This is a genomic window from Erwinia tracheiphila (assembly GCF_021365465.1).
Taxonomy (GTDB): Bacteria; Pseudomonadota; Gammaproteobacteria; order Enterobacterales; family Enterobacteriaceae; genus Erwinia; species Erwinia tracheiphila.
In genome coordinates this window covers 3,548,095-3,572,375 of the sequence record NZ_CP089932.1, presented here as the reverse complement: position 1 = coordinate 3,572,375, position 24,281 = coordinate 3,548,095, and the positions used below count along the sequence as shown (strand labels likewise).

17 protein-coding genes and 1 tRNA gene are annotated in these 24,281 nt (G+C 50.7%); 10 read left to right on the top strand and 8 right to left on the bottom strand.

The features are described from left to right. Positions 1-36 precede the first annotated feature (36 nt). The 4 genes from LU633_RS18605 to LU633_RS18590 form a co-directional block, all read right to left on the bottom strand. Positions 37-1,281, bottom strand: coding sequence for a class-III pyridoxal-phosphate-dependent aminotransferase (locus LU633_RS18605; protein WP_016190215.1), 1,245 nt, complete (start codon positions 1,279-1,281; stop codon positions 37-39). Further along, complete coding sequence (locus LU633_RS18600; RefSeq protein WP_016190214.1) at positions 1,265-2,314, bottom strand: sulfotransferase family protein; 1,050 nt, start codon at positions 2,312-2,314, stop codon at positions 1,265-1,267. Before LU633_RS18600 ends, LU633_RS18605 begins: the two co-directional genes overlap by 17 nt. Next, positions 2,307-3,143 (bottom strand): TauD/TfdA family dioxygenase, encoded by an 837-nt coding sequence (locus LU633_RS18595; RefSeq protein ID WP_016190213.1) that lies wholly within the window; start codon positions 3,141-3,143, stop codon positions 2,307-2,309. The genes LU633_RS18600 and LU633_RS18595 overlap by 8 nt, the downstream gene beginning before the upstream one ends. Before the next feature lie 159 nt (positions 3,144-3,302). Beyond that, positions 3,303-4,070, bottom strand: coding sequence for an SDR family NAD(P)-dependent oxidoreductase (locus LU633_RS18590; protein ID WP_016190212.1), 768 nt, complete (start codon positions 4,068-4,070; stop codon positions 3,303-3,305). Between the two features lie 662 nt (positions 4,071-4,732). Between LU633_RS18590 and LU633_RS18585 the strand changes: the two genes are divergently transcribed. The 8 genes from LU633_RS18585 (at position 4,733) to recD (ending at position 18,611) form a co-directional block, all read left to right on the top strand. Then, the gene (locus tag LU633_RS18585; protein WP_016190211.1) at positions 4,733-5,182 is read left to right on the top strand and encodes a prepilin peptidase-dependent protein; all 450 of its coding nucleotides are present in this window, start codon (positions 4,733-4,735) and stop codon (positions 5,180-5,182) included. Beyond that, positions 5,173-5,724, top strand: a complete 552-nt coding sequence (locus LU633_RS18580) for a prepilin peptidase-dependent protein (protein ID WP_040465320.1) — start codon at positions 5,173-5,175, stop codon at positions 5,722-5,724. The genes LU633_RS18585 and LU633_RS18580 overlap by 10 nt, the downstream gene beginning before the upstream one ends. Continuing rightward, a complete protein-coding gene (locus LU633_RS18575; protein WP_040465319.1) occupies positions 5,721-6,143 on the top strand; it encodes a DUF2509 family protein in 423 nt (140 codons plus the stop codon). The genes LU633_RS18580 and LU633_RS18575 overlap by 4 nt, the downstream gene beginning before the upstream one ends. Next, positions 6,136-6,432: a prepilin-type N-terminal cleavage/methylation domain-containing protein gene (locus LU633_RS18570; protein WP_016190208.1), complete on the top strand. Its 297-nt coding sequence runs from the start codon at positions 6,136-6,138 to the stop codon at positions 6,430-6,432. The genes LU633_RS18575 and LU633_RS18570 overlap by 8 nt, the downstream gene beginning before the upstream one ends. A gap of 341 nt (positions 6,433-6,773) precedes the next feature. Next, positions 6,774-10,142: an exodeoxyribonuclease V subunit gamma gene (gene recC, locus LU633_RS18565; protein ID WP_016190207.1), complete on the top strand. Its 3,369-nt coding sequence runs from the start codon at positions 6,774-6,776 to the stop codon at positions 10,140-10,142. A 203-nt stretch (positions 10,143-10,345) separates the two neighbouring features. Next, complete coding sequence (gene ptrA, locus LU633_RS18560) at positions 10,346-13,234, top strand: pitrilysin (RefSeq protein WP_016190206.1); 2,889 nt, start codon at positions 10,346-10,348, stop codon at positions 13,232-13,234. After that, positions 13,231-16,767: an exodeoxyribonuclease V subunit beta gene (gene recB / locus LU633_RS18555; protein WP_016190205.1), complete on the top strand. Its 3,537-nt coding sequence runs from the start codon at positions 13,231-13,233 to the stop codon at positions 16,765-16,767. Before ptrA ends, recB begins: the two co-directional genes overlap by 4 nt. Continuing rightward, on the top strand, positions 16,764-18,611 hold the full coding sequence (recD, locus tag LU633_RS18550) for an exodeoxyribonuclease V subunit alpha (protein WP_016190204.1): 1,848 nt from the start codon (positions 16,764-16,766) through the stop codon (positions 18,609-18,611). The genes recB and recD overlap by 4 nt, the downstream gene beginning before the upstream one ends. A gap of 31 nt (positions 18,612-18,642) precedes the next feature. On the opposite strand, the gene LU633_RS18545 is transcribed toward recD, so the two are convergent. The 3 genes from LU633_RS18545 to argA all read right to left on the bottom strand — a co-directional run bounded on the left by LU633_RS18545 (position 18,643) and on the right by argA (position 21,289). After that, positions 18,643-19,080, bottom strand: a complete 438-nt coding sequence (locus tag LU633_RS18545) for a hypothetical protein (RefSeq protein ID WP_016190203.1) — start codon at positions 19,078-19,080, stop codon at positions 18,643-18,645. After that, on the bottom strand, positions 19,077-19,781 hold the full coding sequence (locus tag LU633_RS18540) for a hypothetical protein (protein WP_016190202.1): 705 nt from the start codon (positions 19,779-19,781) through the stop codon (positions 19,077-19,079). Before LU633_RS18540 ends, LU633_RS18545 begins: the two co-directional genes overlap by 4 nt. 164 nt (positions 19,782-19,945) lie before the next feature. Further along, positions 19,946-21,289, bottom strand: coding sequence for an amino-acid N-acetyltransferase (gene argA / locus LU633_RS18535; RefSeq protein ID WP_016190201.1), 1,344 nt, complete (start codon positions 21,287-21,289; stop codon positions 19,946-19,948). Between the two features lie 224 nt (positions 21,290-21,513). Here argA and amiC point away from each other — a divergent pair, with 224 nt between their 5' ends. After that, on the top strand, positions 21,514-22,743 hold the full coding sequence (amiC, locus tag LU633_RS18530) for an N-acetylmuramoyl-L-alanine amidase AmiC (RefSeq protein ID WP_040465318.1): 1,230 nt from the start codon (positions 21,514-21,516) through the stop codon (positions 22,741-22,743). Positions 22,744-22,829: 86 nt separating this feature from the next. Here amiC and LU633_RS18525 read toward each other — a convergent pair. Then, positions 22,830-22,906: transfer RNA gene (locus tag LU633_RS18525), tRNA-Met, on the bottom strand. 204 nt (positions 22,907-23,110) lie between these two features. Here LU633_RS18525 and mltA point away from each other — a divergent pair. Further along, positions 23,111-24,253 (top strand): murein transglycosylase A, encoded by a 1,143-nt coding sequence (gene mltA, locus LU633_RS18520; RefSeq protein WP_016190199.1) that lies wholly within the window; start codon positions 23,111-23,113, stop codon positions 24,251-24,253. Positions 24,254-24,281: the final 28 nt, after the last annotated feature.

The following is a 24,281-nucleotide window of genomic DNA, read 5'->3' as shown; positions in this document are numbered from 1 at the left end:
ATTCTCTCCTGGCAGAATTGAGGGCTCAGACGTCCGTTACAGGTTTTTCAGGCCCGTCGCCATGCGCTCAGTGAGTTCCGCTATCTCCCGGGACGAAATCGTAAAGGCCGGTGCCAGTTTTAAATAGGGTCCTGCCGCACCGACGATAACCCCCTGCTGACGAATAGCCGACTGCGCCCGGCTGCAGAGTTCAGGGGATGCAAAGGTTATAGATAACATCAGCCCTTTTCCCTGCAGGCTAATCAGCCCTTCTGTTTCAGGCAGTTGCTCTCTAGCCAGCTCCAGCAGCTGCTCTCCTTTGGTTACCACACCATCCAGCAGGTAATGATTATCAAGATAATCAAGCACGAAGAGTGCCGCGCTGCAGCCCAGCAGGTTGCCGGATTGGGTGTGACCATGGCGAAAAAAGGGAAGAGTCTGGCCGCTAAAGCTGTCAGCGATTGCTTCAGTCGCCAACACGGCAGTGACAGGGACACCTCCCCCCAGGCATTTACTGAAAATAACAATGTCAGGATGCGCACCTTGCGAAACTGACTCACAAAATGCCCCTGCACGGCCAATGCCACAATAAACTTCATCACAGATCAGTAGAATATCGTGCTGCCGGGTGAGCCTTGATAGCTGCTGCAGAAAACCGTCAGGGAATTGTCTGGTACCTTCCATTGCCATAATCGGTTCTATAATCACGGCGGCGAGGGTTGACTGCTGTTCTTCCAGCAGGATTTCCCAGGCTTTAATATCATCGGGATGCTGCGGAAACGGCATTGTGACCGTATTGCTGGCGAGTACAGACGGTAAAATTCCCTCATTAATAAAAGAGCGTCTTGTGGCCATCATCGCACCAAGCGTACAGCCATGGTATGCCCCCTCGATAGCCACGATCCTCGTGCGCTGCGGGCGTGAGGCATTGACCTGGTACTGCCATGCCATTTTTAGCGCACTTTCTACGCCTTCGCTGCCGCTGCCCACAATAAATGTTTTATGAAGGGCGGTATCAGGTAGCCTGGCCACCAGTTTTTCTGCCATTTCGCCGGGAAGCTGTGTGTTCGAATAGATATTGCAGGCATGAATTAGCGTGGATAGTTGCTGCTGCAGCGCCGCGATAAATTCTGGATGAGAATGTCCGAGACAATGATTGTAACAACCGGAAATGGCATCCAGATAGCGTCTGCCGTGATCGTCGTAAAGGTAGACACCTTCGCCTCGCTGAATAACGGGCCGCCGATCCTGTTGTGTTAAAACCGTATAGGGGGGCCAATATGCGCTAGAGGCAGGATTCATATTTTGTCCCTTTTAGTCTGGTTTGAATTTCGTCAACGTTACTAATGACGGAATGAATCGGTCGGATTTCTTTTTTGCCTGTTCCTGCACATAGCCTGAAATCAGACACGCCGAGGAAAGAGAGCAAGCGACGGGCTGCATCATCTGGCCCGGTAATGACATCTTCGTAATTAAGGGAAAGAATATCGTGATGCTGGAAGGCTTGATAAAATGCGGCCTGATTTTCACCGTTTTTATCAATGAAATCGGTTAATTCATCAACGCACACCGTTATTTTTTCTGCTGATGTTGGGCGATTATCCTGTAGTCCGATGTACCAGATACGATCACGCAGGCTTTTTTTCAGGGAAACGAACTGTTGCAGGCGGCTTTGTCTCTCCAGCAGGATAAGCTTCAGGTCTGGAATTGCCTGCAAGGCCGGCCAGACAGGCGTATCGCCCCAGTCGCTATCCAGATCGCGGAACAAGACGAAACCAACGGCTTCAACATATTCGAAGCAGGGCTTGAAAAGATGGCGATCCAGAATCGTTTTTACTGGGGTGTCCTTAACGCGGTAAGGTAGTAGATACTGACCAAATCGGTTAAATGCTTCACCATGCATTTCAATCGTTGGGTGAGAGCCCAACATGGTACGAAGAAGATGAGTACCTGCTCTGGGCGTTGATACTATTGCAAATTTCTTATAGCGAGTTTGTGCCGCCAGGATGTCCGCGCTCAGGCTTCCGCCCAGCCATTTATAATGTTCAGCAAGTGCTATTTTCTCGCTAAACAGCCTGTAACAGGCGGGATGTTCATGCTGTAAACTTTTAAGCCCATTCTGAATTTCATCGCCACGTATTCCCTGTTTGCTCCAGTTTATGCCTGAAAGACGGTATTCGTTGACGAATGCCACCATTCTGGACAGCGTTTTCTTACTGATTGTCCTGGTGCCCAGATCCGCCTGCATCTGCAGCTGAAGATGCTCCCTCGGACATATCAGCCAACCTTCCCAACATGCCGTCAGGGCGGATTCCGCAATTGAAAAATTATTCATACTCTCTCCTCGATGACGTCACCAACATTGGGGCCTGAGTGAATAAACCACGCAGTAGTGTTCTTGGGTTACCGGGATCGTCAATATAAGCCTGACGCCCGTGAGATAATTTATCGTTGCGAAGAATCAGGGCTTGTCCTTTCATCAGAGGAAATTCCAGATAATAACGGCTGCCCGGCGTTGCCAGATGCGAAAGATATTCAACAGCCTCGACAGCGCGGGGATTAATCGTGCGTGAATAATCCCAGTCAGCCGTGGTATCGAGCGTAAATCCACCAATAAATCCCCCATTTTCATCGGGACGAAATAGGGGACCAATATGAGAATATTCTTTTCCAGAATGGGTCCACGTTGAACGTCGCCGGAAAATATTTTCTTGCAGTAAGATATCAGCCAAATCAGCGTGTCTGGCCTTTAGCTGTTGAAAGGCGGAGGTACTGTCAAATAAAACGGTCGTGCCACCCTGTGCTGCATGTTGTTTACAAAGAAGAATCGACGTTTTAATACTGCCAATGGGAATATAAGAACCATCGGTATGAAGAGAAAGGCGAGTGGTGCTGTTAAAAACCTCATGCGTACCCTGTGCCAGCCCACCAATTTGATTAATTCCCGAATCTCGTACACCTTCTTTGTGCTCCAGGTAATTGAAATCCGACTGATAAATCTGACCTAATGAATAAAGTGTGGACATTTTTTGGAAGTCGGATTCATCATATTTCCATTCACTGCTGACGACGGCAAAGCGGTGGTTTACAATATGTGAAATCACTGCCCGTTCATCCTCACAGTCAATAACTTTTGGTGACCATCCATCAAAGCAACTTTGCATCAGAATTATTCCTTAATTAAAGTAACTGAACAGGCTCATAAATAAATATTGTTGTCACGCGGCCTGTAATACAGCTCGCCTTCATCCGGCGTTGTTGAGCACGCTGAGAAAAATTACAAGCCTAGGATAATGACATGCTGCAAGGGCGTCAGATGGCACTCATTCCCCGTCAATCACCAGGATTTGGCCTGTTATATATTTACTGGCATTGGAGGCAAAAAGAATGGCGGCACCTTTCAAATTTTTATCATCGCCAATACGCCCGGGCGGCGCTCTCTGTGCTAAAAAATCCGTGCCGAGCCGACTGAAAAGATTACGCGGCATCGCAGAGGGGAAAAAACCGGGAGCCAGCACATTCACGGTAATATTAAACTCACCCCATTCACCCGCCAGAGCGCGGGTAAAATTCACCATTGCCCCTTCGCTGGTGCTATAGGCGATACCCTCCAGCCAGCTGGGTATATTTCCTTGTAAACCCGCGACGGAAGCGACATTAATAATTTTCCCACAGTTACGTGGGATCATCCTGCGCTTACCGATGATTTGCGTCAGTAAAAAATGGCTGCGAATATTGAGGTTCATCATGCGGTCCCGCCCTTCAACGGTATGATCCTCCGCCGTTGCGCCAGAGACTATTCCGGCATTATTAACCAGAATATCTATTTTTCCTGTTTTCGATATTGCTTCCTCAGAAAGGTACTCTGTATTGCCATTAATCGTATTATCAGCCACAATCCAGTCCGCCTCAATGTTCATTGACGAAAGATGCGACTGTGTTTTTCGTAATTCGTCATGATGGTGGGCGGAAATAACGAGATGGGTGTCTTGAATATCCAGCGCTTCGGCAATGTGTAGCCCTAATCCACGTAACCCACCGCTTATTAACGCTGTTTTCCCTGACAGATGAAAAAAGTATGGTGTGTCCATGTCTATCCTTTTAAGTACCGTTTGAAGTACAGAGATTTTTTTGGGTAAATTGCACGTAAGTATAGAAGCTATTACTTAATTAACTCAGGTGAAAACAGGTTTTTATTAAAGTATAGCCAGTTTTTTTAATGGAAAAGTTTTGTCTGACGAGATTTTCAGCTAAGTGCCAGTCTGTAGTGATATTAAAAATAATAAAGTATTTCTTGATAAGAATTTTCTGAATTTGTTTTTTTATTTAAAAGGAAATGAAAATAACATTGATCGACTGAATATTTCACATGACCGATAAAAATGGCCCGGTAAGCATTGTTTAATAATTACAAATAGCAGCGTCACCTCTCTATTGCTCTGGCCAGATTGAGAGGAATTATGTGTCTGAATGCGCTTTTGCTCGTATTTTCATATCAGAGCTAACTTTTGGCACTTCTTTATGAAAATAGATATTGAAATTATCTTATCTTCGCTGTCATACCCCCCTGAAATTATCCTTATCCTGCTGTAATATTCAGAGAAAACTGTTAACAAAAAGCATTTCGCAATTGTGACAGCCGCCGCATTGATTTTTCTTCTGTTTTCTTATTATCGCGATCCTCTGTAAACGGCCACGCAAAACTGTGATTACTCACTCGACGTTTTTGCTTAAAAATCTCAAATTGAAGGCCATGAAAAAGTTAAACGGATTCACACTAATCGAATTACTGATTGTAATAGTGATAGCCAGTGCGCTGACGTTAACGGCGGTCAGCGGCTGGCAACACTGGCAGCAGCGACAGCGGCTCAATGCCAGTGCAAGGCAGCTTCAGCATTTTCTGTTGCAGTTACGTAACGAAGCAAACTGGCACAATCAGCAGGCGCTGTTATGGCAGCGGCCTGGTAAAATATGGTGCATAGGCAGTGGGCCATTTCCCGCAACGTGTTCAGCGCAACGGCAGGTATTTATCACTCAGTGGCCGGAGATTCAGCTGGATTCACTGACCGAAGGCATGGGGTTTTATGGTCGTCGCAATGTGGCCAGAGCAGGCAGGATTATTATTTCTAACGACGCTGGAGAACGTCATCTGATCGTTTCATCTCGCGCCAGAGTGCGTATTTGTGAGAGGTTGTGCCAGTGAAGCATTCAGGCTTTACTTTGCCGGAGATACTGATTGCGTTGGCAATCACCAGCGTGCTTTTGTTGGGCGCGGCCCGGTTTGTGCCGCAGTTACAAATTGCCGATTTACGTATGCTGATGATGCTACAGCTGAATGAGGAACTGCGACTGATAATGGGAACCCTGGAAAAAGCGGTGCGTCGGGCAGGCTACTGTCGTGGAGAGTGTGGCGAGGGCGCGTTGAGCATTGTGCAACAGAGCGGAACCTGTCTGCTGCTTCGCTGGGATGAAAACAGCAATGGCAAATGGGAAGACGTCGAAAACCAGAATAGTGATTACTATGGCTATCGATTGCGTGAAGGTTCTCTGGAGGCGCAGCGCGGCGTGGACAGCTGCACCTCATCCGGGTGGGAAAAACTGAACGATCCTTCTGCAATTACCATCACGGCGTTTCAGGTTTTACGGGTTAACAGGCAAATTCGTTTGAAACTCAGCGGTACTGCACTGGCTTTTCCTCAGTCGTCCGTCACCCTTGAAAGCTGGGTAACGGCAGAAAACTTATGATACTCAGGGAACGGGGGGGCGGAGCGATGATCATGGTAATCATGCTGTTGCTGATGTCAGCAGCAATGCTTAACGCGACGAGAAAGCAAATGGAAGGTGCACTCAGCCTGCTGGCAGGGGAACGAATTTTTTATCAACAGTCCAGCCAGGCCACGTCAGCGATGAACTGGGGAGGGCAACAGCACTGGTCCGCATTAACGGGATGGCAATGTAAAAAAAATGAAGCTTCAGGCTGGCGCGCCTGCCTGCTGCAACAGAATCATCAGCCTGCACTGGTTCGCGCCGACAGCGGTGAAAATACCCTTGCATTCTGGCAGTGGATGGAGCGAAGCGAAGCGGGTGAGTTGAAAAAAGTTCCTCATGGCTGGTTGGATTTTTGTCCGCTTGCTGAAGAAAAATGGTGTCAGCCCGATGACTAGCCAACAGGGTTTCAGCCTGCCAGAAACGCTGGTGGCGCTGTTGCTGTTTACTCTCAGCTTTACCGCCTTGCTGAATTATCAGCTTATGTTAGCCAAAAACGCTCAACAACAGCTGCAGCAAAGAGAAGCCTGGCGACGCGCATGGCTGCAATTTGAAGGCTATCAGAGCGCTGACTGGCAAATGTCACTGAGCCAGCGCAGCGAGCAGGGCTGCATTATGCTTACATCCGGCGCGGTGAGCAATGAAGGTAAGTACGCGGTATTGTCGCGATTGCATTGCGAAAACTGAAAACAACAAAATTTTACACACAAATTGCGTGGAGCAGGAAGCTGACGCTGGGTTGAAAAAAATCAACGACGTTATTCTGTCAGCGGCAGGTGATTGATACACCGATCATAAGATAGAGCAGCCTTTACAGGCTACTGAAAGCAATGTTTATCATAAGGTTGGCAATATTGAGCCGGGATTTTCATCGATTGCTGGTGGGCGAGGAGGGACGATAATGAAATCGGCGTACGGTGCTAAATGTCCACATTCATACGTTTACGGGGCGTACCCTGACGTTTGCAATGATTCCCGGACGGGGTAGAGTGTCCGCCTGATGCTATTCCCGGGGAACAGGAGTAAAGATGTTTACCATTTACCATTCAAATCAGCTGGATATCCTTAAATCGCTGGCAGCCTGGCAGATTGAAAATCAGCCACTTCGGGATCCCTTCCAGTCTGAGGTAGTACTGGTGCAAAGTCCGGGGATGGCGCAGTGGTTGCAAATTACCCTGGCAGAGCAGTTTGGTATTGCTGCCAATATTTCCTTTCCGCTTCCCGCCTCCTTTATCTGGGATATGTTTGTTCGCGTTTTGCCGGATATTCCTGATGAAAGCGCGTTTAACAAACCTGCAATGAGCTGGAAACTGATGGCGCTGCTGCCTGATATGCTGGCCCGCGGTGAATTTGCTATGCTGCAACATTATCTGAACGATGACAAAGACCGGCGCAAGCTGTTTCAGCTGGCTTCACGTGTGGCGGACCTGTTTGACCAGTATTTAGTGTATCGCCCTGAATGGCTTAACAGCTGGGAGAAAGGACAGACTATCGAAGGGCTGGGCCAAGCACAGCAGTGGCAGGCGCTTTTATGGGCAAGGCTGGTTGAATACACCCGAGAACTTGGCCAACCCGCCTGGCATCGTGCAAATCTTTATTCGCGCTTTATTACTTCTCTGGAAAAGAGCCAGAAGCGGCCTGCTAACCTGCCGGATCGCGTTTTCATCTGTGGTATTTCTGCACTGCCTCCGGTGTATTTGCAGGCCTTACAGGCGCTGGGGAAGCATATTGATATTCATCTTTTATTCACTAACCCCTGTCGCCAATACTGGGGGGATATCCAGGATTATGCTTTTCTGGCGAAATTACAGGGGCGACGACGTCAACATTACCGCACCAGGGATGAAAGAGCATTGTTTCGCCAGTCCGATGTCGCAGGGATGTTTAATGCGTCTGGCGAACAGCAACTGAGTAACCCACTGCTGGCATCCTGGGGAAAGTTGGGACGTGATAATCTTTATCTGTTGTCGCAAATGGCGTGTCAGGAGATTGATGCTTTTGTTGAAACAGAACCGCTGAATTTGTTGAAAACCTTACAGCGCGATTTACTGGAGATGGAAGATCACACGGTTATTGGCCTGACGCCGGAAGAGTGGCAAACAAGCCGTAAAAAACGGTTATTGCATGCTGACGATCGTTCCGTCAGCATTCATCTTTGCCACAGCCCGCAACGTGAAGTTGAAGTGTTGCAGGACAGACTGTTGACAATGATGGCGCAGGATCCCGCGCTTTCACCGCGCGATATCATTGTGATGGTGGTAGATATCGATGCCTACACGCCTTTTATTCAGGCTGTATTCGGCAATGCCCCGCTTGAGCGCTATTTGCCCTTTGCCATTTCTGATCGGCGGGCCAGTCAGGCCCATCCTGCCTTGCAGGCTTTTCTCACCTTGTTAACTCTGCCAGACAGCCGTTTCACCTCAGAAGAGGTACTGGCACTGCTGGAGGTGCCTTCGATAGCCGAACGGTTTGCCATTGATGAAGAGGGGCTACACCGGCTCAGGCACTGGACTGGTGAAGCCGGCGTACGCTGGGGATTGGATGACGATACCGTCAGGGAATTAGATCTGCCTGCTACCGGGCAACATACCTGGCAGTTTGGTTTGTCACGGATGCTGCTGGGCTATGCCATGAACAGCAAAGCAGGCTTGTGGCAGGGGGTCCTGCCTTACGACGAATCAACCGGGCTGATTGCGGTGCTGGCCGGAAATTTGGCGGAGTTCCTGATGCGTCTGCGGCGCTGGCGTCAACAGTTGACCGAAGCGCGCCCGCTGGAGAACTGGCAGCCGCTCTGTCGTGAGTTACTTAATGACTTCTTCACGGGAGATGCGGAAACCGAAGTCGCACTGGCACTGATTGAAGAACAATGGCAGCAGGTCACTGGCTACGGCATTCAGGCTCGCTATCAGGAGGCGGTTCCATTAACGCTTTTACGTGACGAGCTGACATCTCGTCTGGATCAACAACGAATCAGCCAGCGCTTTCTTGCCGGGCCGGTTAACTTCTGCACGCTGATGCCAATGCGTTCGATTCCCTTCAAAATGGTTTGTCTGCTGGGTATGAACGATGGAGTGTACCCGCGCACGCTGCCGCCGTTGGGATTTGATCTGATGAGCGAACAGCCCAGAAAAGGCGACAGAAGTCGTCGTGACGATGACCGCTACCTGTTTCTTGAGGCGCTCAATTCGGCGCAGCAGCAGCTTTATATCAGCTATATTGGCCGGACTATTCAGGATAATTCGGAGCGTTTTCCTTCCGTGCTGGTCAGTGAACTGGTTGCCTATATCAGCCAGAGCTTTTGCCTGCCCGGGCATCAGGATCTTGATGTGGATGCCAGTGCAGCGGCGGTAGAAAAACATCTGCAACATTTGCACAGCAGAATGCCCTTTGCCGCAGAAAATTTTGTTGCGCAGGCTGAATATCAAAGCTTTGCTTCAGAATGGCTGCCCGCAGCAAATGGGGATGGTGTATCGCATTCTCCATTTATGCAGCCGCTGCCCGCACTGGATATCGGTGAACTGAATTTTGAACAGCTCGTTAGATTCTGGCGCCATCCGGTACGGGCTTTTTTCAGCCAGCGCTTAGGGGTCAGTTTCCATATGCCGCTTCCTGAACTGCCTGATACGGAACCCTTTGCGCTTGATAATCTCAGCCGCTATCAAATCAACAGCGAGCTGCTTAATTCTCTTATTAACGAGCTGCCCGCTCAACTGTTTTACAACAGGCAGCGTGCGGCAGGAGCATTGCCTTATGGTGCCTTTGGGGAGCTTTTCTGGCAGGAGCAGCTGACGGACATGGCGGCGCTGGCAGAGCAGGTAAGAGCACGCCGTAAAACGCCCGACAGCCTTGAAATTAACCTTCAGATTGATGGTTTACAGCTTAATGGCTGGCTGGCGGCCGTGCAGGAAGACGGACTGCTTCGCTGGCGGCCAGGAAAACTGAATTTCACTGACGGCCTGACACTCTGGCTGGAACATCTGGTTTATTGCCTTTTGGGCGGCAAAGGGGAAAGCCGCATGCTTGGGAGGGAAAAAAGTCAGTGGTGTTTCCCCCCCCTTAATACGGAACTTGCTGGTAACTGGTTGAAACGTTATATCGCAGGTTACCGACAGGGAATGTGTTCGCCTCTGCTACTGCTTCCCCGTTCAGGAGGTGCCTGGCTGGAAAGCTGTTTTGATAAAAAAACGCTTACGCTATTTGATGATGAAGCCACCCAGGCGAAAGCGCGTATCAAGCTGTTGCAGGCCTGGCAAGGAAATATGCAGATGGAAGGTGAAGGAAGCGATCCTTGTCTGGCCCGGCTTTTTCGCACGCTGGATGAAGCCACTCTTCAGGTGATAACCGATAACACGAAGGCCTGGCTGCTGCCGTTGCTGGAGCTCAATGACATCGAATGAGACATCCTGTAGTATTTGTCACTTTATCACTTTATCACTTTATCACTTTATCACTTTATCACTTTATCACTTTGTCACTTTGTCACTTTGTCACTTTGTCACTCATTCGCTACCTTTCAGCGCGTTTCGTCGGCGTTTGTAGTGTGAACTATCGGTGCTGTCCGGCATTGTGGGACCAAGAAAGAGATTATTGAGGAGTTTGAATGCGTTATTTTGCCGCCTGGTTTACCGCTTTAATCCTTCTTGCCACCGGCTGGAGCCAGCTGGTTCAGGCTCAGTCTGGTTGGCAAGTACTCCCTGACACTGTTCGTAAAAGCGACAGGGACCCGCGTCAGTACCAGGCGGTTCGTCTTGACAACGGTATGACAGTGCTGCTGGTTTCCGATCCTCTTGCCAGCAAATCGCTTGCTGCTCTGGCTATCCCGGTTGGTTCGTTAGAAAACCCGCGCAATCAGCAGGGGCTGGCGCATTATCTGGAACATATGCTGCTGATGGGTTCTGAACATTATCCGGAACCCGATAATCTTGCTGAATTCCTTAAAAAGCACGGTGGGATCCATAATGCCAGCACGGCGTCTTATCGTACGGCATTCTATCTTGAAGTCGAAAACGATGCGCTGCAGCCCGCCGTTGACAGACTGGCTGATGCCATTGCTGCGCCACGCCTCGCCCCGGTCAATGCCGATCGTGAACGTCATGCGGTCAATGCCGAGCTGACAATGGCGCGCTCCCGTGATGGACTGCGCATGGTTCAGGTGGGGGCAGAAACGCTTAATCCTCAGCATCCTGCATCGCTATTCTCCGGCGGTAATCTGGAAACGTTAAAGGATAAGCCGGACAGCAATTTACACGATGCGCTCAAGGCGTTTTATCATCGTTACTATTCGGCCAACCTGATGAAAGCGGTCATTTACAGTAATAAACCGCTGGAAGCACTGCAAAAAATAGCGGTGACTACCTTTGGCCGGGTGGAAAACCGCAACGCTACCGTGCCCGAAATTACCGTGCCTGTGGTAACAGATAAACAAAAAGGGATCATTATTCATTACGTGCCAGCACAGCCGCACCGGCAGCTGAGAATTGAATTTCGTATTGATAATAACAGCGATCAATTCCGTAGTAAGACCGATACCCTGATTGCTTATATGATTGGTAACCGCAGCAAGAATACCCTCTCTGACTGGCTGCAAAATAACGGCCTGGCCGATTCCATTGATGCAGGGGCAGATCCGTTGGTTGACCGTAACGGCGGCGTCTTCTCCATTTCGGTATCCCTCACGGATAAAGGGCTGACCGAGCGCGATCGCGTGATCGCCGCAGTGTTTAGCTATCTGAACTGCTTACGCACAGGGGGAATAGATAAGCGATATTTCGATGAAATGGCCCATGTGCTGGATCTGGACTTTCGCTACCCTTCAATCACACGCGATATGGACTACATTCAATGGCTGGTGGATACCATGCTCCGTGTACCGGTGACGGACACGCTGGATGCCGGTTACATTGCGGACAAATTCGATCCGCAGGCGATTCAGGCAAGACTGGATGAAATGACGCCCCGCAACGCAAGGTTCTGGTTTATCGGTCCTAATGAGCCGCATAACAAGATGGCCTATTTTGTTAATGCCCCCTATCAGGTTGATACCATTTCTGCACAACGCTTTGCTGACTGGCAGGCCGAAAGTAACAAAATATCGCTTTCTCTCCCGGTGCTTAATCCCTGGATACCCGATGACTTCACATTGATTGCGCCACAGCATCAATACGATCACCCGCAAGCATTAGTTAGCGAACCAGGGCTTAAGGTGTTTTACATGCCCAGCCAGTTTTATGCCGACGACCCCAGGGCGAACATTACGCTTTATTTACGTAATCAAGCGGCAAGGAGCACGGCGAAGAATCAGGTCTTGTTCAGCCTTAATGATTACCTGGCAGGGCTTGCGCTGGATGAGTTAAGCTCGCAGGCTTCCGTGGGCGGCATTGGTTTTTCCACCAGCCAGAATGATGGTGTTGCCTTCAACGTCAGCGGTTTCACCCAGCATCTGCCTGAGCTGATGAAAGCGTTGCTTAAAGAGTATGCCCACTTTCAGGCAACTGAGGCGCAGCTTGAACAGGCCAGATCATGGTATCTGGAGCGGCTGGATTCCGCAGAGAAAGGCAAAGCGTTTGAAGAGGCTATTCAGCCCGCACGGCTTCTGTCGCAAATCCCTTATACCCAACGTGATGAACGGCGCAGGCTGTTAAAGAGCATTACCCTGCAGGATCTTAATGCATACCGGCAGATGCTGTTGCAAAACGCCACCCCTGAACTGCTGGTGGTGGGCAATATGACAAAGGAAAGTAGCAAGACGCTGGCCAGTGATATCAAAACGCAGCTTGGCTGCCAGGGTGAAAGCGGATGGCGCAGCAGTTACCCTGACGTGGATAAAAAAACCTTTGCGAATATGCAAAAAGCGGGAAGCAGTACTGACTCTGCGCTGGCGGCGCTTTACGTGCCTGCTGGCTACGATGAGTATGCCAGCATTGCCAGCGCCGCGCTGCTCAGTCAGATTGTTCAACCATGGTTCTATAATCAATTGCGCACGGAAGAACAGCTTGGCTATGCGGTGTTTGCTTTTCAGATGTCGGTTGGGCGGCAGTGGGGTATAGCGTTCGTATTGCAAAGTAATGTGAAGCAACCTGCTTATCTGCTACGCCGTTTCGACGCGTTTTATCCAACAGCAGAGCAGCGCCTGCGTGCCATCAGTAAAGAGGATTTTGCGCAGTACCAGGCGGCGATGATTAATGAGCTTAGGCAGCGTCCACAAACCCTGGATGAAGAGGCAGGTCGATTCGCCAAAGACTTTACCCGGGAAAATTACCGCTTTGACAGCCGGGCAAAAGTGATTCATCAAATCGAAGCGCTGTCGCCGGAAAAGCTGGCAGCATTTTTTCATGATGCGGTCATCGCACCTCGCGGGCTGGTTCTGCTGTCGCAGATCTCCGGGAGTCAGCATGGGAAGGAAGATTACGCTGTGCCAGCAGGGTTCACGACTTGGCAGGATGTCTCCAGCCTGCAACAGTCCCTGCCCGTAAAAAGTGATAAGCCATGACGCAAGCCGCCTGCCGTCTGGACCCTATGACGCTTCCGCTGCAAGGCGTAAGGCTGATTGAAGCGTCGGCAGGAACAGGGAAGACCTTCACCATCGGGCTGCTCTATTTAAGGTTGTTATTGGGCCTGGGCGGTGAAGCCGCCTTTTCACGTCCGCTGACGGTGGAAGAAATCCTTGTGGTGACCTTTACCGAAGCCGCCACCGCAGAACTGCGTGGTCGTATTCGCCAGAATATCCACCAGTTGCGTATCGCCTGTGTGCGCGGTCATACCGCTGACAGCATGCTGGCCCGATTAATGCAGGAACTGGATGACTTGCCCAGGGCGGCCGCTCGCCTGCTGGCTGCTGAAAGGCAAATGGACGATGCGGGGATTTTTACTATCCACGGCTTCTGCCAGCGCATGCTCAATCTCAACGCATTCGAGTCGGGAAGCCTGTTTGAACAGCGGTTGATTGAGGATGAAGCGCCGTTACGCAGGCTGGCGATTGCGGATTTCTGGCGGCGTCATTGTTATCCGTTATCTTTGCCGGTTGCCAGAGTTATCGCTCAAATGTGGACGGGTCCTGAACAGCTGTTGGCTACGCTCTCTCCGTGGCTCAACGGTGAGGCACCTGCATTAAAATACGCACTCGATTTACAGGAAAGTTTTCTCCAGCGGCATGAGAAAATTGTTGCCTGCATCGATCAGATGAAAGCCAGCTGGCGGGCAGCAGGTAACCTGCATGATTTGCTGGCCGGATCGGGCGTTGATAAGCGAAGTTATAACAGTAAGCACTTACCTGTCTGGCTGGAAAAACTCAGCCAGTGGGCGCAAAGCGAAACGGAAGATTATGGTTTGCCCGCGGAACTGGAACGGTTTGGCCAGCAAACCCTGGTGGAGAAAACCAAAAAGGGCGAGCCGCCGCGCCATCCGGTATTTGAGCAGGTGGATCGTTTTCTGGCCGAGCCGCTGTCTTTTCGCGACCTGGTTATCGCAAGGGCACTGAGTGAAATTCGTGTTGCGACTCAAAAAGAAAAACAGCGCCTGGCGCTGATGGGTTTTGACGATTTGTTGGGCAGGCTGGACAGCGCGTTGCAGCAGGCTGGCGGAGAGGCGCTGGCCTGTGCGATTCGCCATCGGTATCCGGTGGCATTAATTGATGAGTTTCAGGATACGGACCCGCAACAGTACCGTATCTTCCGTACGCTATATGGCCAACAGGCCGGGCATGCACTGCTGTTGATAGGCGATCCCAAACAGGCCATTTATGCTTTTCGCGGTGCAGATATTTTTACCTATATGCGCGCGCGCAATCAAGTCAGCGCCCACTACACGCTTGAAACTAACTGGCGCTCCTCACCACCGATGGTTAACAGTGTTAATCAACTCTTTAGCGGCCAGGCCGTTCCTTTTATTTTCAGTGAAATTCCGTTTATTCCCGTTCAGCCAGCCGAAGCTAATTCAGCATTACGCTTTGTGCTTGAAGGGGAGGAACAGCCGGCATTACGCTTCTGGTTACAACCCGGTAAAGGCGTGGGAGTAAGCGATTACCAACACTTTATGGCGAGGCAGTGTGCGGCTGATATCTGCCACTGGCTCACCGCAGGGCAAAACGGGAAGGCACTGCTTGGTAATGGAGAAGACCTGCGCCCGGTGCAGGCTTCTGATATCACTATTCTGGTGCGTAGCCGTACAGAGGCCGCGCTTATGCGTGAGGCGCTCAATAATCTGCGTATTCCTTCTGTCTATCTTTCTAACCGTGACAGCGTGTTTACGACGACTGAAGCTCGTGAAGTGCTCTGGCTGCTTCAGGCCGTACTGGCACCGGACCAGGAAAGAATTTTACGCAATGCTTTGGCGACCAGCATTTTTGGTTTGGATGCGCTGGCGTTGGAAACGCTGAGTCAGGATGAACGTCAGTGGGATGCCCTGGTCGATGAATTTGACGGGTACCGCCAGCGCTGGCTAAAGCGTGGCGTGCTGCCAATGCTGCGTGACATGATGTTCAGGAGGAAAATTGCCGAAAACTTACTGGCTTCTGAGAGCGGTGAGCGTCGACTGACGGATCTCCTGCATCTTGGAGAATTACTGCAGGAAACGTCAATAAAGCTGGACAGTGAACATGCACTGGTGCGCTGGCTGGCGCAGGAGGTCGCACAGCCTGACGGACAGTCTGCCAGCCAGCAGCTGCGGCTGGAGAGCGATCGCCATCTGGTGCAAATTGTTACCATCCACAAATCCAAAGGGCTGCAATATCCGCTGGTCTGGCTGCCTTTTGTTGCCAACTTTCGCGAGGCTGGGCAGGGCATTTATCATGATAGGCAGAGCTTTCAGGCGCTGCTGGATCTGCGTGAAGACGAAGAAAGTCTCGAGCTGGCTGAACAGGAGCGGCTGGCGGAAGATCTTCGCCTGCTTTACGTCGCACTGACCCGATCGGTATGGCACTGTAGCGTCGGTATTGCGCCCTTGGTGAAAGGTAACAGGAAGAAAGAGGGGGTGAGCGATCTGCACCACAGTGCGTTGGGCTATCTGGTGCAGCAGGGTGAAGCAGTGGACGCCGACGCCCTGCGTCAACAGTTGCTGTCAATGAGTAATGGTGTGCTGGCGGTTACTTTAGCGGAAGTACCTGATGCTCGCGTATGGCGAACTGGTGAACCGTCTTTATCAGCCCTGCGTAGTCAACAAATGTTCCGTAATCTGCGAGATGACTGGCGGGTAACCAGCTATTCGGGATTGCAGCAGCATGGCCACACATCCACCTTTGACCTGTTGCCCCGTCTTGATGTGGATGCCGCCGGAGAAGCCCGTGGGCTGCAGGATATTCAGCTGACGCCACATCACTTCCCACGGGGTGCCGCACCCGGAACCTTTCTTCATGGTCTGTTTGAACAGATTGATTTTACTCAACCCATAGATGAAAAGTGGTTGAGCGAACGGCTGATTGCTGGGGGGCATGACATCGTCTGGCTGCCGACTATCATGTGCTGGATTACGCACGTATTGCAAACTCCGTTAAACGAGAGCGGGGTCAGTCTGGATAAACTGGCACCTGCCTGCTGCCAGGTAGAGCTGCAGTTTTTTCTGCCCATTCAATCGCTGCTCAGTGCAGAAAAGCTCGATCGTCTGATACGACATTACGATCCGCTTTCTGCGGCCTGTTCGCCGCTCAACTTTCAGCAGGTACAGGGCATGTTAAAGGGGTTTATCGACCTGGTTTTTCGCTGGCAGGGAAAATATTACCTGCTGGACTATAAATCCAACTGGCTGGGGGAATCGGCGGCGGATTACACCCCGGAAGCAATGACACAGGCCATGTGTGCTCATCGTTACGATTTACAGTATCAACTTTACACCCTCGCACTGCACCGCTATCTGCGTCACCGACTGGTGGATTATGACTACCAGCAGCATTTTGGCGGGGTGATCTATCTTTTCCTGCGTGGTGTTGAGGGGATAACCAGTGGTAATGGCGTCTGGCATACCCGGCCGGATGCCGGATTTATTGCCGAACTGGATGCACTTTTTTCTGGTAACGAAGAGAAAACCTTATGAGCAGGATGGTTGAACTGTTAAACATCGCCTGCGAACGGCGAGTGCTACGGGCGCTTGATGTACAGTTTGCCAGACTGATTGCGGGTGATGAACGACCCGCCCTGATGCTTGCTGCTGCCTGGGTGAGTGCCGGAGCAGGTGAAGGCCACGTTTGCCTGCCGCTGGTGCACTTCACCGAACAGCAGCTGTTCGCGGGACGCTATCCTGAACTGGCAAGGCAGATCTGGTTTGAGGCGGGTGAACCTGACTGGCAAACGCTGCTGCCTCAGGAAGAGGCGGTCGGCGATGGTTCCGGTCCCACCCCGCTGGTTCTCTGGCAACAAAGGCTTTATCTGCACCGCATGTGGCAGTCAGAAGGGGAAGTGGCACATTTTTTTGCCCATGACACGCCCGTTAGCCTGCAAAATCCCGAACGACTGCGTGCAATCCTCGATGATTACTTTGGTGTGCAGTCAGACAACGGGCAGAAAATCGCTGCAGCGGTGGCTATCACTCGACAGATTGCGGTCATTTCAGGCGGACCCGGCACGGGTAAAACCACCACCGTGGCGAACCTGCTTGCCTCACTGCTGGAACTTTCCGGCGAAAAACTGCGAATCTGCCTTGCTGCGCCTACCGGCAAAGCGGCGGCCCGTCTGACGGAATCGCTGGCTAAAGCGCTAAAGGCGCTGATGGTCAGTGAGGCAACCAGGCAACAGCTTTTAACTGAAGCCACGACCTTACATCGCCTGCTTGGCGTGCTTCCCGGCAGTCAGCGAATGCGTTATCACGCCGGTAATCCACTGCATCTGGATTTGCTGGTGGTGGATGAGGCATCTATGGTGGATCTGCCGATGATGGCGAATCTGATTGCTGCCCTGCCTTCCCGGGCCAGGGTTATTTTTCTGGGTGATCGCGATCAGCTGGCGTCGGTGGAAGCTGGGGCGGTACTTGGCGATATTTGTCGCTGTGCGGAAGTCGGTTATAGCCCTGCACGCGCACAGGAACTGAGGCTGCTGACCGGGTGTGATGTTGCGGCAAACGATGTGCAGCAGGCTGGCGTGCATGACAGCATTTGCCTGCTACGCAAGAGCTTTAGGTTTGGTGCATCGTCCGGTATCGGGCAAATGGCACAGGCGGTAAATGCCGGAGACAGTCATCAGGTGGACCGGCTGTTTGCCGCCGGATTCACGGATATTGAGCGATTTTCGCTGCAAACTGGCGAGCAGTACCAGTATTTGCTGGGTGTTTGCCTGGCGGGTTACCAGGAATATCTGTCGCTGTTACGAAATAAGGTCCAACCAGAGCAGGCGATTGAAGCATTTGGACGTTTCCGCTTGCTTTGCGCGCTACGTGAAGGCCCCTTTGGCGTTATCGGGCTGAACGAGCGTATCGAAGCTTTTTTGTCCCGGCAGCGGCTTATTCAGCGTGCACCGGGCATCGGCGGAAAGTGGTATGCGGGACGTCCGGTGATGATCTCCCGTAATGACAGTGCGCTGGGACTGTTTAACGGCGATATTGGCATTACCATGTACAATGATGAGGAAAAACTGAAGGTCTTTTTCCCTCTGGCGGATGGCACAATCAAGGCGGTGCAGCCGGTCCGCTTACCCCCTCACGAGACGGCTTTTGCCATGACCGTGCATAAATCCCAGGGTTCTGAATTTGATCATACGCTGTTGGTTCTGCCTGACCAGTTTACGCCGATACTAACGCGAGAACTGATTTATACCGCCATTACCCGCGCCCGCTCAAAGCTGACACTCTTTGCTGAACAGACGGTGTTTAATCAGGCGGTCAAAATACGCACATTACGCCGAAGCGGTTTGATAGCGCGTCTCAACCTGTCGGAAAATCAGCAATAGCGGGTCTGAACGGACCCGCTATTAGCAGGATTCAGTTGCGCGGTGGCGGTGGCCTTCGATATAGCTGAACGCCGACCGTGTCTGGTGAAGAGTAAGTATAAAGTGTAACGATATCTTCTTCAGATTTGTCAGACAACCAGCATTCCGCTTCAATATCACAATGTGTCTGTGGCTCGTATCCAGCTGATTTGAGATAATGACGAATGTTCTGCGTGTCCCGAGTTCCATAAAATCTGATGCCGTAGACGAAAGCCTGTGGACCGCTGATATTTCCAAATTCGAAGGAGTAGTCGTTGGTGATGCGGGGCATATTTTTCAGCAGTTCGGGTGTGTAAAAATCGTATTCTCTTTTATCCTGCTGTCGGTAATATGCGCTTTCGGCAAAACCTATTTTTAGCCACGGCCAGCCGTAAAAATACAAAACGCCTCCGACAGCAGCCATAGCGAGCAGCAGCATACATTTTTTCACAGTCCCATCCTTCCGTTACCTGTACCTGCGATGGCAAATGTTTTAATGCGACCGGGCGGAATAACGTTACCGGATAAAAAATCGTTATAGGGGGATACGGCACGCATAAACGGTGGGAGTTCACCCAGGCGCGGTCTTGCAGAAGGACAGATTTCGGGGTCTGGAAACAGCAGTGGTCGGAAAGTGGTGTTTTTCCACTGGCCGATTTTACCGTAATGATCCCAGCGTTTTAGCGCGTCTGCTTTGCTGACCGGACGCAATATTTCGAAAGGAATGTGGGGATAAACAACGCGGTAGAATCCCAGTAAATCAGAGACCAAATCTTCGCCGCTGAATCCACTATCCGTCAGCCAGTTAAGGGGAAATGTATCCTGTAGCGCTTCAAATTTACCTGCCACAGCCATCATCATGGCCAGCGCAATACTCTTCTGCTCCCAGGAAGGTCGACCACGTTTAATACGCCATGTCGTCATTTTTCCCATACGAAATAGTCCGAATGGATCGTTCATTCCTTGTGAATAGACTATGTCATAAAATTTTCTGCCAGAAGATTCTTCCCGCGCTATCCTGCTGAGAAAATTCTTGATATCAGTGCCTCTGGCATGCCCCAGATCTATCCATCCAAGTACTTCCGTATAAACCAGACCTCTGGTTAATTTTCCAGCAGTGTGGCCTTCAACAATATCCGAACGTTTACTCATTCCTGACTTCCTGTGTCCCTGTTTTCCATTCAGTGCATCATCATGCAGGAATCGCGCATCCTGAGATGTGTCAGGGCGCGCAATTTCAACTTTTCAGGTAAGGTGGCATCAGCGGCTACAACATGCCGGGAATGATGCGGGTTTGTATTAGTGTGAGACCAGTTTCAGACAAGATGGGCATCACGCAGATCGATCATCAACACTTTTGATCGACGCTGATAATTGTACATTTGCTTTTTACTCTCGGGTAATTGTTCAATATCAACTGGCATAAAGCCCCTTTCCTGAAACCAGTGAATGCTGCGTGTGGTCAGGACAAACAGCTTTTTTAATCCCATTTGGCATGCCTGAAGCGCGACGCGCTCGAGCAGGGCTTCGCCACGGGATGAACTGCGATAGTCCGGATGCACGGCAACACAGGCCATCTCGCCAATTTGTTCTTCAGGAAACGGATAAAGTGCAGCACAGCCAATAGCCAGATTATCGCGCTCAATAATAGTAAATTTATCAATTTCCATCTCCAGCTGTTCGCGGGAGCGACGCACCAAAATCCCTTGTTGCTCAAGCGGTCGAATCAGCTCCAGTATGCCGCCGATATCATTGATGGTGGCGCGGCGAATCTGTTCTGCGCTATCCATCACAATTTGAGTACCGATACCATCGCGAGAGAACAGTTCCTGTATTAAAGCGCCGTCTTCCTGATAGCTAATCAGATGGCTACGACGAACACCACTGCGGCAGGCTTTCACTGCACCGCGTAAAAACTGCACGGTACCAGAGAGATAGTCATCATTCTGTTCAAACGCTTCTATGCGCTGTTGCGCATCATTTGGGAATAGTTCAGAAATGGTGGTCCCGTTACTGTCCGTTACGCCCTGCCCGGAGCAGAAACCTATCATTTTCTCGGCCTTCAGCTTGATCGCCAGATGGGTCGCAACTTCTTCGGAAGTCAGGTTAAAACTTTCACCAGTGACCGAAACGGCCACCGGACCGACCAGCACAATGGCACCGCTGTCCAGCTGGCGGTGGATGGATTCTTCATCAATACGGCGGATGCGTCCGCTGTGGCAATAGTCAACGCCGTCATCTACGCCCAGCGGTTGAGCAATAATAAAATTGCCGCTCACCACATTAATGTGTGCGCCTTGCGAAGGCGTATTATTCAGACTCATGGACAAGCGTGCGGTAATATCAAGTTGCAGGCGGCCTGCAGCCTGTTTGACCAGCTCCAGCGACTGCTTATCGGTAACGCGAGTGTGTTTGTGATAAACCGGCTCCAGATGATGTTCATCCAGATTGGCATCGATTTGCGGGCGAGCACCGTATACCAGTACCAGCCGGATGCCAAGGCTGTGCAGCAGGCCAATATCATTGATAATACCCGAGAAGTTTTCATGACAAATCGCTTCACCACCCAGCATAATGACAAAGGTTTTACCACGGTGGGCATTGATGTAGGGCACCGTATGGCGAAACCCCTGAACCAGTTCGGTACTGCGTTCCTTCATGGTAAGTCCTCAGTGAATGGTTATTCGATGAAAATGTATTTTTATTCTTTTTCGGCAGGGGTGCAAGGGGCAAATGATGGCACCTTGTTTTTACTATAGTCACCTGCTATCGCGTTGAGCACATGTTTTAATCATGGTACGATTAGTTAAAATCGCTAAAAAATAAAATTATTAAGTTTTTTATATCAATTTTTTAATTTAAATCAGCAATAAAACGGAGTCTTATGTCTGTTCTACCTTCGCCCGGCAGGCGCCGATGGTTGAAAAGTGCGGGGGCTGTTTTGCTACTGGGTGCCAGCAGAGTTGGTTTCGCGGCCCGAGCCGATGTGGTTGCAATCCGCATCTGGCCTTCAACGACCTATTCGCGCATGACTCTTGAATCCACTGCACCCCTTAAATTCCGGCAATTTACACTCGATAACCCCGTGCGCGTGGTGATTGACATCGCGAATCTGCAGCTCAATCCGGTACTAAAAAATGTTGCAAGTCTGGTACGTGATGACGATCCCCGGGTGCGTAGCGTCAGAACAGGTCAGTTTGATCAAAATACTGTGCGGCTGGTGGTGGAGCTGAAGCAAAATGTGACGTCTGAAATTTTTACACTGACACCGGTTGCAGAGTTTAAATACCGGTTGGTGCTGGATCTCTATCCAGAGCATACAACACGCAGTCAGCATCAGGATGATCCTCTGCTGGCTTTGCTGGAAGATTATAACAAAGGAAATCTGGCTCAGAACCAGCCAGCAACAGCTGCCTTATCGGGCAAAGCGGGTAAGGATCGTCCAGCTTTGATTGTGCTCGATCCCGGTCACGGGGGCGAAGATCCTGGTGCAATTGGTAAGAATAATACGCGGGAAAAAGATGTTGTGTTACAAATTGCCCGACGGCTGAAAAATCTTATCGAAAAAGAAACGACTCTGCGTGTCTTGATGACCCGTAATGAAGATGTATTTATTCCACTGAAGGTGCGGGTGGCAAAGGCGCGGCGTCTTCGTGCTGACCTGTTTATCTCTATTCATGCCGATGCTTTTACCAATCGGGCCGCCCGCGGCTCTTCAGTTTTTGCGCTCTCGACTACGGGAGCGACCAGTAACGCAGCACGCTATCTGGCAAAAACCCAGAACGAATCCGATATGATCGGTGGGGTAAGCAAGAGCGGTGATCGCTATCTCGATCATACTCTCTTTGATATGGTGCAGAGCCTGACTATTAATGACAGCCTCAGAGTTGGCAAGGAAGTGTTGTTACATATGGGTCGTATCAACCCTCTGCACAAGAAAACGGTCGATCAGGCAGGTTTTTCGGTGTTAAGAGCGCCTGATATTCCGTCCATTCTGGTGGAAACCGCTTTTATCAGCAATCCGGAAGAAGAACGTAAGCTGCGCACCAGTCATTTTCAGCAGCAGGTTGCCCGGGCTATTCTGTCAGGAATAAAAGCGTATTTTGCGCAGTAAGCGAGGCGAAAGACGAATAAATATGTTGGCTAAAGACAGAGAGTTTTTATAAAGGACAGAAAAAAACACCCATAAGGGCGCTTGATTGGTTGCGGGAGCCGGATTTGAACCGACGACCTTCGGGTTATGAGCCCGACGAGCTACCAGGCTGCTCCATCCCGCGTCCGTGGATGCGCACTATACTCGCCGTAAGTTTTGTTGCAACCCCTTTTTGTATGAAAGTCATTAAATTCGAATCTTCTGTCTAATTTTTCCACCATCTGTATTGTTGTTGCTCAGTACCGGACAATCTTTATTCGCCCTCATTTCATTCTCAAGGCTGCTTTGCTATCTTCGCCCGGGCATTTTGCAGAGAAGTCGGAAAGTAATGAAAGGATATTGGGCGAGGCATGTATTTTTTGGGACATTGATTACTCTGTTGGCAGCATGTTCTTCAAAACAGACGGATCGTGGGCAGCAGTATAAAGATGGAAAACTGGATGAGCCTCTGGGACTGGTTAATCAGCCCAACGTGAAAGGGCGTCCGGCTAACGGCAAAGACTTTGCCGATCAGGTTTCGGAAATAAAATACGCTTCGCCCAGTATGTTTGCCCGCCAGAAGAATACCTACAGCGCGATTAAAAGCTGGTTGCTGGCCGGAGGCGATACCCGACAATTGCGTCAGTTCGGTCTGGATACGTATCAGATTGAATGCACGGACAACTACGGTAACGTGCAATTTACTGGCTACTATACGCCGGTGATCAATGTGCGCTATACGCGTCAGGGCGAGTTTCAGTATCCCCTTTATCGCAAGCCAGCCAGCAAGCGTCGACTGCCCAGTAGGGCACAGATCTACAGTGGCGCGCTGGACGAACGCTATGTTGTCGCGTGGAGCAACTCACTGATGGATAATTTCATTATGGATGTTCAGGGGAGTGGCTATGTCGACTATGGCGATGGTCGCCCTCTGATGTTTTTCGGCTACGGTGGTAAAAATGGTCACCCTTATCGCAGTATCGGTAAGGTGCTTATCGAGCGTGGCGAAGTGAAGCGTGAAGACATGTCGATAGAGGCTATCCGGCAGTGGGGGGCGCAGCATGGTGAGCCGGAAGTCAGGGAATTGCTGGAGCAAAATCCCTCATTTGTTTTCTTTAAGCCGGAAAATTTTGCGCCGGTTCGGGGAGCCAGCGCCGTCCCGCTGGTGGCTAAAGCGTCGGTTGCGGCCGATCGCTCACTGATTCCGCCGGGAACAGCGTTGCTGGCCGAAGTGCCGTTGTTGAATAATAATGGTAAATTTAGCGGAAAATATGAAATGCGTATCATGATTGCGCTGGACGTGGGGGGCGCAATTAAAGGCCAGCATTTCGATATTTATCAGGGTATTGGGCCGGAAGCTGGCCATATGGCAGGCTGGTTTAATCACTATGGTCGCGTCTGGGTGCTGAAAACTGCACCGGGTAGCGGCGCACCGATTTTCTCGTCTGCCCAAAATGCTTCTGCTGGCTCCACACTGTTAACGTTGCAGTAATGCCCGATGGCGGGCTGGTTTTTCCAGC